Source organism: Kitasatospora sp. NPDC096077, assembly GCF_040303245.1.
Classification (GTDB): domain Bacteria; phylum Actinomycetota; class Actinomycetes; order Streptomycetales; family Streptomycetaceae; genus Kitasatospora.
Genome location: NZ_JBEOSV010000071.1, coordinates 11,765 through 25,982 on the forward strand (window position 1 = coordinate 11,765; position 14,218 = coordinate 25,982).

General features: G+C 73.5%; 14 protein-coding genes. 11 read left to right on the forward strand and 3 right to left on the reverse strand.

Annotated features, from left to right (window positions below):
* Positions 1-40: 40 nt before the first annotated feature.
* The 10 genes from ABTZ03_RS36635 to ABTZ03_RS36680 all read left to right on the forward strand — a co-directional run bounded on the left by ABTZ03_RS36635 (position 41) and on the right by ABTZ03_RS36680 (position 8,946).
* Entirely contained in the window at positions 41-742 is a 702-nt protein-coding gene (locus tag ABTZ03_RS36635; RefSeq protein ID WP_350517512.1) for a riboflavin synthase, read from the forward strand.
* Positions 739-1,386, forward strand: coding sequence for a nicotinamide mononucleotide transporter family protein (locus ABTZ03_RS36640; protein ID WP_350517513.1), 648 nt, complete (start codon positions 739-741; stop codon positions 1,384-1,386). The genes ABTZ03_RS36635 and ABTZ03_RS36640 overlap by 4 nt, the downstream gene beginning before the upstream one ends.
* Positions 1,383-2,699, forward strand: coding sequence for a bifunctional 3,4-dihydroxy-2-butanone-4-phosphate synthase/GTP cyclohydrolase II (locus tag ABTZ03_RS36645; RefSeq protein WP_350517514.1), 1,317 nt, complete (start codon positions 1,383-1,385; stop codon positions 2,697-2,699). Before ABTZ03_RS36640 ends, ABTZ03_RS36645 begins: the two co-directional genes overlap by 4 nt.
* Positions 2,700-2,734: 35 nt before the next feature.
* Positions 2,735-3,208, forward strand: coding sequence for a 6,7-dimethyl-8-ribityllumazine synthase (ribH, locus tag ABTZ03_RS36650; RefSeq protein ID WP_350517515.1), 474 nt, complete (start codon positions 2,735-2,737; stop codon positions 3,206-3,208).
* Between the two features lie 104 nt (positions 3,209-3,312).
* Entirely contained in the window at positions 3,313-3,585 is a 273-nt protein-coding gene (locus tag ABTZ03_RS36655) for a phosphoribosyl-ATP diphosphatase (protein ID WP_280685086.1), read from the forward strand.
* A 74-nt stretch (positions 3,586-3,659) separates the two neighbouring features.
* Positions 3,660-4,508 (forward strand): ATP phosphoribosyltransferase, encoded by an 849-nt coding sequence (gene hisG / locus ABTZ03_RS36660; protein WP_350517516.1) that lies wholly within the window; start codon positions 3,660-3,662, stop codon positions 4,506-4,508.
* Positions 4,509-4,669: 161 nt separating this feature from the next.
* The gene (locus tag ABTZ03_RS36665; protein WP_350517517.1) at positions 4,670-5,110 is read left to right on the forward strand and encodes a PH domain-containing protein; all 441 of its coding nucleotides are present in this window, start codon (positions 4,670-4,672) and stop codon (positions 5,108-5,110) included.
* A gap of 352 nt (positions 5,111-5,462) precedes the next feature.
* Positions 5,463-6,806 carry a hemolysin family protein gene (locus ABTZ03_RS36670; RefSeq protein ID WP_350517518.1) on the forward strand — a complete coding sequence of 448 codons (1,344 nt, stop codon included), beginning with the start codon at positions 5,463-5,465 and terminating at the stop codon, positions 6,804-6,806.
* The gene (locus ABTZ03_RS36675; protein ID WP_350517519.1) at positions 6,803-7,849 is read left to right on the forward strand and encodes a hemolysin family protein; all 1,047 of its coding nucleotides are present in this window, start codon (positions 6,803-6,805) and stop codon (positions 7,847-7,849) included. Before ABTZ03_RS36670 ends, ABTZ03_RS36675 begins: the two co-directional genes overlap by 4 nt.
* Positions 7,850-7,959: 110 nt before the next feature.
* Complete coding sequence (locus ABTZ03_RS36680; RefSeq protein WP_350517520.1) at positions 7,960-8,946, forward strand: NAD-dependent epimerase/dehydratase family protein; 987 nt, start codon at positions 7,960-7,962, stop codon at positions 8,944-8,946.
* 82 nt (positions 8,947-9,028) lie between these two features.
* On the opposite strand, the gene ABTZ03_RS36685 is transcribed toward ABTZ03_RS36680, so the two are convergent.
* On the reverse strand, positions 9,029-11,023 hold the full coding sequence (locus ABTZ03_RS36685) for an AAA family ATPase (RefSeq protein ID WP_350517544.1): 1,995 nt from the start codon (positions 11,021-11,023) through the stop codon (positions 9,029-9,031).
* Between the two features lie 387 nt (positions 11,024-11,410).
* A complete protein-coding gene (locus ABTZ03_RS36690) occupies positions 11,411-12,058 on the reverse strand; it encodes a uridine kinase family protein (protein WP_502894708.1) in 648 nt (215 codons plus the stop codon).
* Between the two features lie 265 nt (positions 12,059-12,323).
* On the opposite strand from ABTZ03_RS36690, the gene ABTZ03_RS36695 reads away from it, so the two are divergent.
* Entirely contained in the window at positions 12,324-13,487 is a 1,164-nt protein-coding gene (locus tag ABTZ03_RS36695; protein WP_350517521.1) for an acyl-CoA dehydrogenase family protein, read from the forward strand.
* Between the two features lie 177 nt (positions 13,488-13,664).
* Here the strand turns inward: ABTZ03_RS36695 and ABTZ03_RS36700 are convergent, their stop codons facing one another.
* A complete protein-coding gene (locus ABTZ03_RS36700) occupies positions 13,665-14,138 on the reverse strand; it encodes a hypothetical protein (RefSeq protein ID WP_350517522.1) in 474 nt (157 codons plus the stop codon).
* Positions 14,139-14,218 lie beyond the last annotated feature (80 nt).

The window sequence follows — 14,218 nt, forward strand, 5'->3', positions numbered from 1 at the left end:
GCCGCCCCGGAGTCCGCGCCCCAAGCGCGAGGAGACCCGGGTGTTCACCGGCATCATCGAAGAGCTCGGCGAGGTCGTGTCGATCGAGGAGATCGGCGATTCCTCGCGGATCCGCCTGCGCGGCCCGGTCGTTCGGGTCGGCGCGCGGCACGGTGACTCCATCGCGGTCAACGGCGTCTGTCTGACCGTCGTCGACAGTTCCGAGCAACTGGCGGCCGACACCGGCGAGTTCAGCGCCGACGTGATGGCCGAGACGCTGCACCGCTCCAGTCTGGGCGAGCTGGAGCCCGGCTCCCGGGTCAACCTGGAGCGCGCGATGGCGCTCGGCGCACGGCTCGGCGGGCACCTCGTGCAGGGCCATGTCGACGCCACCGGGCGGCTGTTGGGCCGCGAGCCCGGCGAGCGCGACAAGGACGGGAACCTGCGCTGGGAGGTGCTGCGCTTCTCGCTGCCGGAGTCCATCTCCCGCTACCTGGTGGAGAAGGGCTCGATCACGGTCGACGGCGTCAGCCTCACCGTGGTGGAGGCCGCCCGCGACAGCTTCACCGTCAGCCTCATCCCGGCCACCCTCGCGCTGACCACGCTCGGTGCCAAGGCCGTCGGCGAGAGCGTCAACCTGGAGGTGGACGTGCTCGCCAAGTACGTGGAGCGGCTGCTCGAATCGCGCACGCTGCCCAACCTGCCCAACCTGCCGCACGTGCCGGACCGGGCCGTCGGTGACACCTCGGGGGAGAACGAATGAGCTGGCTCAGCGGAGAGGCGTTCACCGTCCTCGGTGAACACGTGAGATGGGCCGACATGATCGGCAACCTGCTCGGTTTCGGCGGTCTGGCGCTCGGCTGGCGCCGCTCGGTGTGGAGCTGGCCGGTCCAACTCCTGTCCGGCGTCGTGCTGATCGCCGCCTATCTCGGGGGCCACGTCCCCGGTCTGATCGGCAAGCAGCTGATCGTCATCGTCACCGCCGCCTGGGGCTGGGCGCAGTGGCGGCGCGGCCGCCGCGACAGCGGCACCATCGCGGTGCGGTTCGCCAGTTGGCCCGAGCGGGTCGCCCTGGTGGCGGGTACGGCCGTCGGCACCGTCGCCCTGGCGCTGCTGTTCACCGCGTACCCCAGCCTGTCCTGGAGCCCGTGGTCGGACGCCTACATCTTCGTCGGCACGCTCGCCGCGATGATCGCCCAGGCGCGCGGCTGGCTGGAGTTCTGGTTCGCCTGGATAGCGGTCGACGCGGTCGGCGTCCCGTTCGCCTTCAACAGCGGCTACACCTTCTCCGGTCTCACCTACTCCGTCTACTTCGTCCTGGTGCTGCTCGGCCTGCGGTCCTGGTGGCTGAGCAGCCGCGAACCGCGAGCCACGTCCGCCAACGTCCCGCAGGGAGCCACGGCATGACCGAGAACCAGACCCCCGCCGCCGGCACCACGCCGGACCCCGACACCACCACCACCACCAACACCACCGCCGCCGACATCGAGCTGGTCCTCGACCCCGTCGAGCGGGCGATCGCCGACATCGCGCTCGGCCGCGCGGTGATCGTGGTCGACGACGAGGACCGCGAGAACGAGGGCGACATCGTCTTCGCCGCCTCCGCCGCCACCCCGGAGCTGATGGCCTTCACCATCCGCTACAGCTCCGGCGTGATCTGCGCCCCGATGACCGGCGAGGAGCTGGACCGGCTCAAGCTGCCGCCGATGACCCAGGTCAACGAGGACCGCAAGGGCACCGCGTACACCGTCTCGGTGGACGCCCGCGAGGGGGTGGACACCGGCATCTCCGCCGCCGACCGCGCCCGCACCGTACGGCTGCTCTCCTCGCCCGGCACCGAGCCCGGCGACCTCACCCGCCCCGGGCACGTCTTCCCGCTGCGCGCCGTCGAGGGCGGGGTGCTGGTCCGCCCCGGGCACACCGAGGCTGCCGTCGACCTGGCCCGGCTCGCCGGACTGACGCCGGCCGGTGCGATCGCCGAGGTGGTCAACGACGACGGCACCATGGCCCGGCTGCCCGAGCTGGTCGCCTTCGCCCGGGAGCACGGTCTGGCGGTCATCTCCATCGAGGACCTGATCGCCTACCGCCGCCGCACCGAACTGCACGTCGACCGGGCCGCCGTCACCGCCCTGCCCACCGTGCACGGCGAGTTCACCGCCGTCGGCTACCAGGGCACCATCGACGGCGTCGAGCACATCGCGCTGGTGGCGGGCGGCCTCGGGGCGGACGGCCGGCTGCCGGACGGCGAGGACGTGCTGGTGCGGGTCCACTCCGAGTGCCTGACCGGGGACGTGTTCGGCTCGCTGCGCTGCGACTGCGGACCGCAGCTGGAGGCCTCGCTCCGGCGGGTCGCCGAGGCCGGCCGGGGCGTGGTGCTCTACCTGCGCGGCCACGAGGGCCGGGGGATCGGCCTGGCCCACAAGCTGCGCGCCTACGAGCTCCAGGAGCAGGGCCGCGACACCGTCGACGCCAACCTGGACCTCGGGCTGCCCGCCGACGCCCGCGACTACAGCATCGCCGCGCAGATGCTGGTGGACCTCGGCGTCCGCTCGCTCACCCTGCTGACCAACAACCCGCAGAAGCTGACCGCGCTCACCGAGCACGGCCTCAAGGTCAAGGGGCGCGAGGCGGTCGAGATCGCGCCCGGCGAGCACAACCTGCGCTACCTGCGCACGAAGCGCGACCGGATGGGCCACGACCTGCCCGGTCTCGGCTCCTGACCCGCCCCACCCACCACAGCAGGAAGTAGGAGAACATGAGCGGCCACGGAGCCCCCGAGCTGACCATCGACGGCGCCGCCGACCTCAAGGTCGCGGTCATCGCCGCCCAGTGGCACGACCAGGTGATGAACGGCCTGCTGGACGGCGCCCACCGCGCGCTGAAGGAGCTGGGCGTCGCCGAACCGACCGTGCTGCGCGTCCCCGGCACCTTCGAGCTGCCGGTCGCCGCCAAGCGCCTGGCCGACCGCGGCTACGACGCGGTGATCGCCCTCGGCGTGGTCATCCGCGGCGGCACCCCGCACTTCGACTACGTCTGCCAGGCGGCCACCGCCGGCCTCACCCAGGTCAGCGTGGACACCGGCGTCCCGGTCGGCTTCGGCGTGCTGACCTGCGACAACGAGGAGCAGGCGCTCGACCGCGCCGGTCTGCCGGGCTCCGCCGAGGACAAGGGCCACGAGGCCGTCACCGCCGCCGTCGCCACCGCGGTGACGCTGCGCGACGCCCGCTGACGGGAGAGTCCGTACGGTCCGGGCCCGGGGCGGTCCACCCGACCGTCCACGGTCCGGGACCGTTTACCGCCCGTCCGCCCGCACGCCGTATGGTGAGTCCCATCATGGCTTCGAAGACATTCGAGGAGCTCTTCGCCGAGCTCCAGCAGAAGGCCGCCACCGGCGACCCCTCGTCCTCCCGTACCGCGCAGCTCGTCCAGCAGGGCGTCCATGCGATCGGCAAGAAGGTCGTCGAGGAGGCCGCCGAGGTCTGGATGGCCGCCGAGTTCCAGTCGGACGAGCAGACGGCGGAGGAGGTCTCGCAGCTCCTCTACCACGTTCAGGTGATGATGATCGCCCGCGGACTGACGCTCGACGACGTCTACAAGTACCTCTAGAACCCCCAGACACCACCCCCCTTCCGCAGGTCCAACAGGTCCCGCAGGTCCAACAGGTAAGGAAGCAACCTCCCATGCTGCGCATCGCCGTCCCCAACAAGGGTTCGCTCTCGGGTCCCGCGGCGGAGATGCTCCATGAGGCCGGCTACCGCCAGCGCAAGGACCCCAAGGAGCTCGTGCTCGTCGACCCGGCCAACGAGGTCGAGTTCTTCTTCCTCCGCCCGCGCGACATCGCCGTCTACGTCGGCTCCGGCCGCCTGGACGTCGGCATCACCGGCCGCGACCTGCTGCTGGACTCGCACTCCAACGCGGAGGAGGTGCTCGCCCTCGGCTTCGCCGGGTCGACCTTCCGCTTCGCCCGCCCCGAGGGCGTGGACGTCAAGGACGTGCAGGGCCTGGAGGGCCTGCGGATCGCGACCTCCTACACCGGGCTGGTCGAGCAGCACCTGGCCGACCACGGCGTGAGCGCGACGGTCACCAAGCTGGACGGCGCGGTGGAGACCGCGGTGCAGCTGGGCGTCGCCGACGTGATCGCCGACGTGGTGGAGACCGGCACCAGCCTGCGCAACGCCGGCCTGGAGGTCTTCGGCGAGCCGATCCTGGTCTCGGACTCCGTGGTGATCCGCCCCAAGGGCGCCGGCGAGGACGCGCGGGTCGAGCAGTTCCTGCGTCGTCTGCAGGGCGTGCTGGTGGCCCGCCGCTACGTGCTGATGGACTACGACATCCGCGCGGAGAAGGTCAGCGCCGCCGTCGCGCTCACCCCCGGCCTGGAGTCGCCGACCGTCTCCCCGCTGCACACCGAGGGCTGGGTGGCCGTCCGCTCGATGGTGCTCCGCAAGGAGGCCCAGCAGATCATGGACGACCTGTGGAGCATCGGCGCCCGGGCGATCCTGGTCACCAACATCCACGCCTGCCGCCTCTGACCTGCTCGCACGTCCGAGAGTAAAGAACGGTTCAATAGGGCGGGGGCGCCACCGGGCGTCCCCGCCCTCGTGCTGTCGCGACCCGGAACGACCGTCGCGGCCCGGATCCACCGTCGCGACCCGGACCCGTCGTCGCGATCCAGACCCATCGGAGACCCCACGTGTCCACGCCGCCCGTCGAGTTCCCCGTCACCTGGGCGCCCCGCCGCACCCGCGTGGTGCTGCTGCCGGTCTGCGCCGTGCTGGTGGTGCTGTTCGTCGTGCTGGCCGTGCTGCTCCCGGAGAACTGGCAGCTCAACGACCGGATCATGATGATCGCCAGCGGTGTGCTGTTCGCCTGCGTGGGCCTGATGCTGGCCCGCCCGCGGGTGCGCGCCGACGCGGAGGGTGTGACGGTGGTCAACTTCGTCCGCAGCCGTCGACTGGCCTGGGCCGAGATCGTCCGGGTCAACTTCCGCCAGGGCGACCCGTGGGCCTCCCTGGACCTCGCGGACGGCACCTCGCTGGCCGTGGTGGGCATCCAGTCCGGTGTCGGCAAGGACCAGGCGATCGCGGACGCCCGCGCGCTGCGCGACCTGGTCGAGCACCACACCCAGGTCTGACGGTCGCAGCGACGGCCACGGGTCCGGCCGCAGCGACGGCCACGGGCCCGGCCGCAGAGACGGCCGACGGCCCGGCCGCGGGCCCGCCCAACGGCCCGGCAACCGGACCCCGACCTACGATTCGGAGGCCCGGCGGGTCCGAACACGCCTGCTACGGTCGCGCCGATATGGTCTACGCTGGTAAAAGCGGGGCAAAACTTCGGCTCCGCCCCAGCACGACCCGAACCGAACCGACCGACCCGGACCAGCCCGGTCCGAGCCGACCTGAGGAGTGACTCTCCCCCTCGATGGACGATCCGTCCGGTAGTACCTACGCCGTCTCGCTTCCGGCCCCCGGAAGGCAGGCGGCACTGTGATCACCGCCTGGCTGCTGTTGCTCGCGGCCCTGCTCCTGATCCTCGCGAACGGCCTCTTCGTGGCCGCCGAGTTCGCCTTCGTGACCGCCGACCGCGGCGAGGTGGAACGTTCCGCCAAGACCGGCGACGCCAAGTCCGCCCGGGTCTCCCGGGCCCTGCGCCACCTCTCCTTCGAACTCTCCGGCGCCCAGCTGGGCATCACCGTCACCTCACTGGTGGTCGGCATGCTCGCCGAGCCGGCCCTGTCGACCCTGCTCCAGCCCGTGATGTCGGGCCTCGGGGTGCCCGACTCGGCCGCCCGCGGCGTCGCCGTGGTGGTCGGCATGGTGCTGGCCACCGTCGTCCAGATGGTGATCGGCGAGCTGGTCCCGAAGAACTGGGCGATCTCCCGCCCGCTCCAGGTGGCCCGCGCGGTCGCCGCCCCGCACATGGCCTTCTCCTTCGTCTGCCGCCCGCTGATCAGCTTCCTGAACGGCGCGGCCGACCGGACGGTCCGGGCCTTCGGCATCGAGCCGCAGGAGGAGCTGGACCACGCCCGCACCCCCGCCGAGCTGGTCTCGCTGGCCCGGCACTCGGCCAGGGCCGGCGCGATAGACGAGGAGTCGGCGACCCTGTTCGTCCGCACCCTCGGCCTCGGCGACCTCACCGCCGAGTCGGTGATGACCCCGCGGATCGACGTCGCCGCGCTCCAGCGCGACGCCACCGCCTCCGACGTCGTCAACCTGACCCGGGCCACCGGCCTGTCCCGCTTCCCGGTCTACGCCGACACCGTGGACGAGGTCACCGGCATCGTGACGCTCAAGGACGCGCTCGCCGTCCCGGCCGCCCGCCGCGGCCTGGTCCGGGTCTCCGAGCTGGCCTCGCCGCCGCTGCTGGTGCCCGAGACCCTGCCCGCCGAGCGGCTGCTCGACCAGCTGCGCCGGCTCCAACCGATGGCCATCGTGGTCGACGAGTACGGCGGCACCGCCGGTGTCGTCACCGTCGAGGACATCGTCGAGGAGATCGTCGGCGAGGTGCAGGACGAGCACGACCCGGCCGACCACCCCGACCTGCTCGCGCTGCCGCCCGTCGACGGCCTGCCGGTCTGGGAGGCCGACGGCCGGGCCCGGCTCGACCAGCTGGAGACGATCGGCCTGAACGCCCCGGACGGTCCGTACGAGACCCTGGCCGGCCTGGTCTCCGACCTGCTCGGCAAGCTGCCCGAAGTGGGCGAGCAGGCCGAACTGCCCGGTTGGCGGTTCACCGTGACCGGCGTCGACCGGCACCGCACCAGTCAGGTCCGGGTGGAGCGCACCAGCGCGCCCGGCCTGTTCGGCGAGGGCGGGGAGAAGGTCCGATGACCATGCTCCAACTAGCCGTCGCCGTGCTGCTCCTGCTCGGCAACGCCTTCTTCGTCGGCGCCGAGTTCGCCGTCGTCTCGGTGCGCCGCAGCCAGATCGAGCCGCTCGCCGAGGCCGGGCACAAGCGCGCCCGCACCGTGCTGCACGCGCTGTCCAACGTCTCCGCGATGCTGGCCGCCGCCCAACTCGGCATCACCGTCTGCTCGCTGGGCCTCGGTGCGCTCGCCGAGCCGACCATCGCCTCGCTGCTGGAGGGCCCGTTCCACGCGATCGGTGTCCCGTCCGCGCTGATGCACCCGCTCTCGTACGGGATCTCGCTGGCCCTCGTGGTCTTCCTGCACATGGTGATCGGCGAGATGGTGCCGAAGAACATGGCCATGGCCGGCCCGGAGCGGGCCGCGCTCTGGCTCGGCCCGCCGCTGGACCGGCTGGCCCGCTGGCTCGCCCCGGTGATCCGGCTGCTGAACGCCGCCGCCAACGGCGTGCTCCGGCTGTTCCGGGTCGAGGCCAAGGACGAGGTCGAGTCGGTCTTCACCACCGAGCAGCTGATGTACCTGCTGGTCGACTCCCGGGACGCCGGTCTGCTCGACGAGGACCGCCAGGAACGCCTGGAGGACGCCCTGGAGCTGGGCCGCCGCCCGGTCACCGACGTGCTGCTGCGGCCCGAGCAGCTGGTCACCGTCGACCCGAAGGCGACCGCCGCCGAGGTCGAGGAGCTCGCCCTGCGCACCGGCTTCTCGCGCTTCCCGGTCACCGACGGCGACCCGGCCGGCCACGGCTACCTGGGTTACCTCCACCTCAAGGACATCCTCGACGTGGAGGACCCGTCGGAGCCCGTCCCGGCCCGGCTGTGGCGGCCGATGACGGTGCTGCGCGGCAGCCTCCCGCTGGACGACGCCCTCGGCGCGATGCGCCGGGCCACCTGCCACCTGGCCGCCGTGCTGGACCAGGACGGCCGGACCACCGGCGTGGTCATGCTGGAGGACGTGCTGGAGGAACTGGTCGGCGAGATGCACGACCCGGACCACCGCACCACGACCTGAGCGACGGTCCGACGGACCCCGGTTCGCTGACAGCGTGTCTGCCGGCGGCGATTCCGCCCAGAGCGTTCAACGGTTCCCATGCCGGCCACCCTCGGAGCAGGGTGGTCGGCATGAGACTTCTGCTGCTGGGTGGGACCAAGTTCGTCGGACGCGCCGTCGCCGAGCAGGCGCTGGCCAGGGGCTGGGAGGTGACCGCCCTCAACCGCGGCACGCAGCCCGCGCCCGAGGGCGTGCGGGTGCTGCGCGGGGACCGCACCGCCGAGGACGGCCTCGCGGCGCTCGGCGCGGGGGAGTGGGACGCGGTGGTGGACACCTGGTCCTGGGCCCCGGCGGCGGTGCGCGACAGCGCCCGGCTGCTCCACGGCCGGATCGGCCACTACGCGTACGTCTCCAGCCGCTCGGTCTACGACCACCCGCTGCGCGCCGGGGCGGACGAGACCGCCCCGGTGGTGGCCTCCTCCCCGGACCTCACCGGCGAGGTGCCCTACGCCGAGACCAAGCGCGGCGCCGAACTGGCCCTGGAGGCGGAGTTCGGCGGAAGCGCCCTGCTGGTCCGGGCCGGGCTGATCCTCGGCCCGCACGAGGACATCGGCCGGCTGCCCTGGTGGCTGAACCGGATCGCCCGGGGCGGCCCGGTGCTCGCCCCCGGCCCGCGCGGCACGGCGCTGCAGTACATCGACGTCCGTGACCTCGCGCAGTGGACCCTGGACGCGGTGACGGCCCGGCTGGGCGGCCCGTACAACGTGGTCAGCCCGGCCGGCCACACCACCATGGGCGGGCTGCTGGAGGCCTGCGTCCGGACCACCGGCTCGGACGCCGAGCTGCGCTGGACCGAGCCGGAGCGGATCCTGGCGGCGGGCGTGCAGCCCTGGACGGAGCTGCCGGTCTGGCTGCCGCCCGGCGAGCTGTACGACTTCCTGCACGGCGCCTCGGTGGCCCGCGCCGTCGGGGCCGGGCTGCGCTGCCGCCCGGTCACCGAGACCGTCGCGGACACCTGGGCCTGGCTGCGGTCGATCGGCGGCGAGGCCCCGCAGCGCGCCGACCGGCCGGCCGTCGGGCTCGACCCCGAGCGCGAGGCGCGGCTGCTGGACGGCTGACCGGGGCGGGCGGGCCGTGGGCCTCGGCCCCGCGGCCCGGCTCCGTCCCCCCGGCCCCGTCCCTCCGCCTGCGCCGTGGGCCTCAGCCCCGGCCGTCGATCAGCTCCCCGTACGCCTGCACCAGGTCCGGCAGCCGCAGGGTGGCCAGGTCCTCCCGGCCGGGCGGCTCGCGCAGCAGCGACAGCCGCAGGTCCCGGTAGGCGCAGGACTTCTCGTACAGGGTGCGGATGAACCGGCCGTTGCCCAGTTCGTCGATCCAGCCCTCGCGCACCACGTGGACGCAGATGCTGGCCAGCTCCTCGGCGGCGTCCTCGTCCCAGCCGTCGCCGTCCCGGCCGGCCAGCGCCGCACCGATCGCGGTCAGCTCGTTCGGCCGGTAGCTGGGGAAGTCGACCCGGGTGGTGAAGCGGGAGTTGAGGCCGGGGTTGGTGGCGAGCAGCCGGTTCATCCCCTCGGGGTAGCCGGCCAGGATCACCACCAGCCGGTCCCGGTTGTCCTCGGCCCGCTTGAGCAGCACCTGGAGCGCCTCGTCGCCGTACGCGTCGCCCTTGGTGTAGCCGGAGTTGGAGAGGCTGTACGCCTCGTCGATGAACAGCACGCCGTCCAGCGCGGAGTCGATCAGCTCGTTCGCCTTGACCGCGGTCTGGCCGAGGAACTCGCCCACCAGGTCGGCGCGTTGGGCCTCCACCAGATGGTCGCCGGAGAGCAGGCTGAGGGCGTGGAAGACCCGGCCGAGGATCCGGGCCACGGTGGTCTTGCCGGTGCCGGAGGGGCCGGAGAAGACGAAGTGCCGCTTCGGCGGCTGGACCGGCAGGCCCTGCTCGGCCCGCAGCCGGGACATCCTCAACTGGGCCGACAGTGCCCGCACTTGGCGCTTGACCGGTTCCAGTCCCACCATCAGCGAGAGTTCGGCCAGGGCGGCGTCCAACTCCCGTTCGCTGGCCACCGGGCGGGGCGCCGGAAGGGCGACGGCGCGGGGCTGGGCCTCGCCGCGCACGGGCAGTGGCAGCGGTGCGGTCGGGGCGGTGGGTGCGGTCGGGGCGCCCGAGCCGGAGCGCTCGCCGGTCGGCTGCGGGGCGCCGTCCGCCGGTGCGGTGCCGGGCTCCTGGGCCGGCCCGGCGAGCGGGCCGTCCACCAGTGTCGCGTCCACCGAGGGGCCGCCGGCCGGGACGGTGCCGGTGCCGAACCCGGCGTCGTAGAGCGGGCCTTCGGCGTACCCGGGGTCGTCCTGGATGCCCGGCCCGGCGACGTCCAGCCCGGCCGGGTCCAGCCCGGTCCCGTCCAGTCCGGCCGGGTCCAGTCCGGTGCCCTCCAGCCCCGTGCCGTCCGGCCCGCCCGAGCGCCCTTCGGCGAGCAGCCCGTCCGCGAGTGAGTCCTCCGCCGAGATCGCCGCCAGTCGGGCCGAGGTGTCCATGAACGCCGGGTCGGCCCGGTGCACCGCGCGGTACAGCGGCAGGGCCGCCGCGCTGCGCCCGGCCCCCTCGTACGCCCGGGCCAGCCAGTAGCGCAGCTCCTTGCGCTGGGGCTGCTCGGAGCGGCAGCGCGCCAGCGAGGCGGCCAGCGGCCCCTGCGCCTGGGCGCACATGTCCAGCCGGACCCGGGCCATCCCGGCGAACAGTCCGGCCTCGATGCCCAGCAGCGGGTCGTCCAGCAGGCGGTCGGTGTCCCGGATCAACTGCTCCCAGTCCTTGAGCAGATAGGAGCGGCAGGCGTACAGGAACTGCGCGGACGGGTCCTCGCTCGGCGCCGGGCACTGCTCCAACGCCCGGTCCAGCTCGGTCAGGTGGCGGCCGTCCAGCCAGTGCGAGGCGTGCGCCAACGCGAGGTCGCGGACGTCCTCCAGCACCGGCTGCACCCACCAGCCCAGCCAGTACCAGGAACTGAGCGGGCGCCGGTGCAGCCGCCGCTGCTCGCCGAAGCGGTTCTGGTTGCGGTACATGGCCAGCAGTGCCGCCGAGGTGTCGCTGCGCAGCGCGTGCAGTCCGAGCCAGGCGTCGGCCATGCCCGGGTCCAGCCGGACGGCCGCCCGGAACTCCTCCTCGGCCCGGGTGTAGGCACCCGCCGTGTAGGCGTCCATGGCCCGCAGCCAGGCCCGGTCGGCGAGCCGGTCCGGGCCGCCCGCCGTGCTGTCGGAACTGTCCACCGTCGTCACTCACGCCCCCCGCGGTGTGGCCCGGGGCTCGGCCGGCGGATCGCCTGTGCGCAGCCGGGCCGGTGGTCGTCGAGCCCCCGGGGCGCATATGCGCCTACCGGGAATCGTACCGGCGCGAGGCTGATCCGGAAGGGTGCCGAACGGGGTCAAATGCGATCGCGCACACGGTGGTTGAGCAGGGAAATGGCCGAAACACCGCTGACCGACGGGCAGTCGGGGGGACCGGACGGCGCCCCCGGCTCACGGGGGAACAAGCCGGGGGCGCCGGGTCCGAGGCGGCCGGAACGGTGGGTTCCGGCGGCTGAGGAGAACCTAGATCCTGGTGATGTCGCAGGTCAAGGGCCTGATCGAAGGCTCACCGACGGTGCCCGTCAGGATCCGTCCGGTCACCCCGTCGACCCGCGTCGCGGCGTACGGGCGGCTCGGGTCGGCGGCGAAGTGCGCCGCCTCCGCGCGGGCCCAACCCGCCCAGAATCCGGCGAGTTCCGGTCCGTCCCGCTGCTCGCCCCGGCGCCGGGCCGCGGCGGCCTCCAGCTCCATCCAGATCACCCGGGCCAGCCACGGCCGCACCTCCCGGCGCCCGGCCCCGACTCCTTCCACCAGCACCACCGGGGCGAGCGGCACCCGGGCGGTGCCCGCGAAGCGGCGCAGCGTCCAGTCGTACACCCGGTGGTCGGCGTCCCGGCCGGCCGCCAGTGGCTCCAGCACCTGTTCGCGCAGCCGGCCGGTCCAGCCGAAGAGCTCGTCATGGGTGGCCAGGTCGTCGAGGTGGACCACCGGCGCCCCGCCGAGGGCCGCCGCCAGCCGCCCGGCGAAGGTGGTCTTGCCGGAGCCCGCGTGCCCGTCCACCGCGACCAGTCGCACCGGTCCGCAGGACGGCGGCAGCGCGCGCAGTTCCCCGGCCAGCGCGGCCAGCGGGTCGACGACACGGACGGCGTCGACGGCGTCGCGCCCGGTCAGCGGCCCGGCGGGAGCGGGCGGACGGGGGGAGGAGGCGGTTCCGGATGCAGCCACAACGTCAACCCTACGGTGCCGTAGCCCACCACTGCGTCCAGTTCATCGGTGCAGGTCGTGACGGCAGCGCGGGTTTCGGGCATACTCGCCTTCGCCACGCCTGTGAACGGCCGTTCACCGCAACCCGGTGCCGGTCGGGCCGACCTGCCACACCTGCGCCGGACCACCCGCCACCCCGGGCCGGCGCCCGATCTTGGAGGCGACCCTCGCCATGACCCCCTCCCCCGTGAAAGCCGTGGAGCGCCAGCTGCCCAGCGAGGAGGCCCGCGAGCTGCTGAGCCTCACCCGCGACCTGGTCCAGCGCGAGCTCCAGCCGCGCGCGGCGGAGGACGAGGCCGCGGGCCGCTTCCCCCGGGAGGTCTTCCGCACCCTCGGCGAGGCCGGCCTGCTCTCCCTCCCGTACGACGAGCGGTACGGCGGCGGCGCGCAGCCCTACGAGGTCTACCTCCAGGTCCTGGAGGAGCTCGCGGCCGGCTGGCTGGCCGTCGGCCTCGGCGTCAGCGTGCACACCCTGTCCTGCCATGCGCTGGCCACCTTCGGCAGTGACGAGCAGCGCGAGCAGTGGCTGCCCGGGATGCTCTCCGGCGACCAGCTCGGCGCCTACTGCCTCTCCGAGCCGCAGTCCGGCTCGGACGCGGCGGCCCTGCGCACCCGCGCCGACCTCGACGGCGGCGAGTACGTGGTCAACGGCACCAAGGCGTGGATCACCCACGGCGGCCAGGCCGACTTCTACAGCGCCCTGGTGCGCACCGGTGTGGACGGCCCCAAGGGCATCAGCTGCCTGCTCGTCCCCGGCACCCAGCAGGGCCTGTCGGCCGCGCCGCCGGAGCACAAGATGGGCATGCGCTCCTCGCCGACCGCCCAACTGCACTTCGACGGCGCCCGGGTGCCCGCCGAGCGGCTGATCGGCGAGGAGGGTCAGGGCTTCCAGATCGCGCTCGCCGCGCTGGACTCCGGCCGCCTCGGCATCGCCGCCTGCGCGATCGGCGTCGCCCAGGCCGCGCTCGACCTCGCGGTCGACTACGCCCGCACCCGCCGCCAGTTCGGCCGCCCGATCGCCGAGTTCCAGGGCCTGTCCTTCATGCTGGCCGACATGGCCACCCAGATAGAGGCCGGGCGCTCGCTGTACCTCACCGCGGCCCGGCTGCGGGACGCGGGCCGGCCGTTCTCCAAGGAGGCGGCGATGGCCAAGCTGTTCTGCACCGACACGGTGATGCGGGTGACCACCGACGCCGTGCAGGTGCTCGGCGGCTACGGCTACACCCAGGACTTCCCGGCCGAGCGCTACATGCGCGAGGCCAAGGTGCTGCAGATCGTCGAGGGCACCAACCAGATCCAGCGCCTGGTGATCGGCCGCCACCTCACCAAGGGCTGAACCAAGGGCCGGAGCGAGGGCCGGACCGAGGCCCGAACCGAGGCCCGATCCAAAGGCCGAGGGCCGAGCGGCCCTCCCCGAAACGGCCCCCGGCCGTCACTCCAGGGTGCGGAGTGACGGCCGGGGGCGATTCCATGTCGTCCGACGCTGCGTCAACTCGCCGACGCCCGGCGGCAGTCAGCGCCGAGCGAGCCGCCGGCGCTGCTCCGGGATGGTGGCCAGCGGCACGGCCGCGGCGACGGCGGCCGCCGCGTCGCGCAGCGGCCGGTGCACCAGCGCGTGCGAGAACGGCTGGGTGCGCCAGTCGAGTCCGCTCGGCAGCTTGAGCAACAGCGCGGCGAACCCGGTCGGTTCGGCGTCCTCCGGGGCCTCCACCTCGGCCAGGTCGTCGGTCGGGATGCCCGAACCCGGGCAGATCGCGGGGGCGAAGGGGTCCCAGGCGGTGGGCAGCAGGGCGTGCTGCGGCAGCCGCTCCTCGTCCGCCACCAGGGCGATCGGACGACGGCACTCGGGGCAGTGGACTCGGAAGATGTCCCAGTACTCGGCCTCGCCGGGGTCGACGCCCGGCACGTGGTCGACCGCGAGGTCGTCGCGGCCGGTCAGTTCGTCGGTCTCGTCGGCGGCCAGCACGCGCTGGTCAGTAGCAGGCATGAGGATCCCCCTAGGATCGGGCCCGGCGTGGTCGCTCTGGGGCCACAACCAGCACTTCCCTGCCATTCGCGCTCATAACC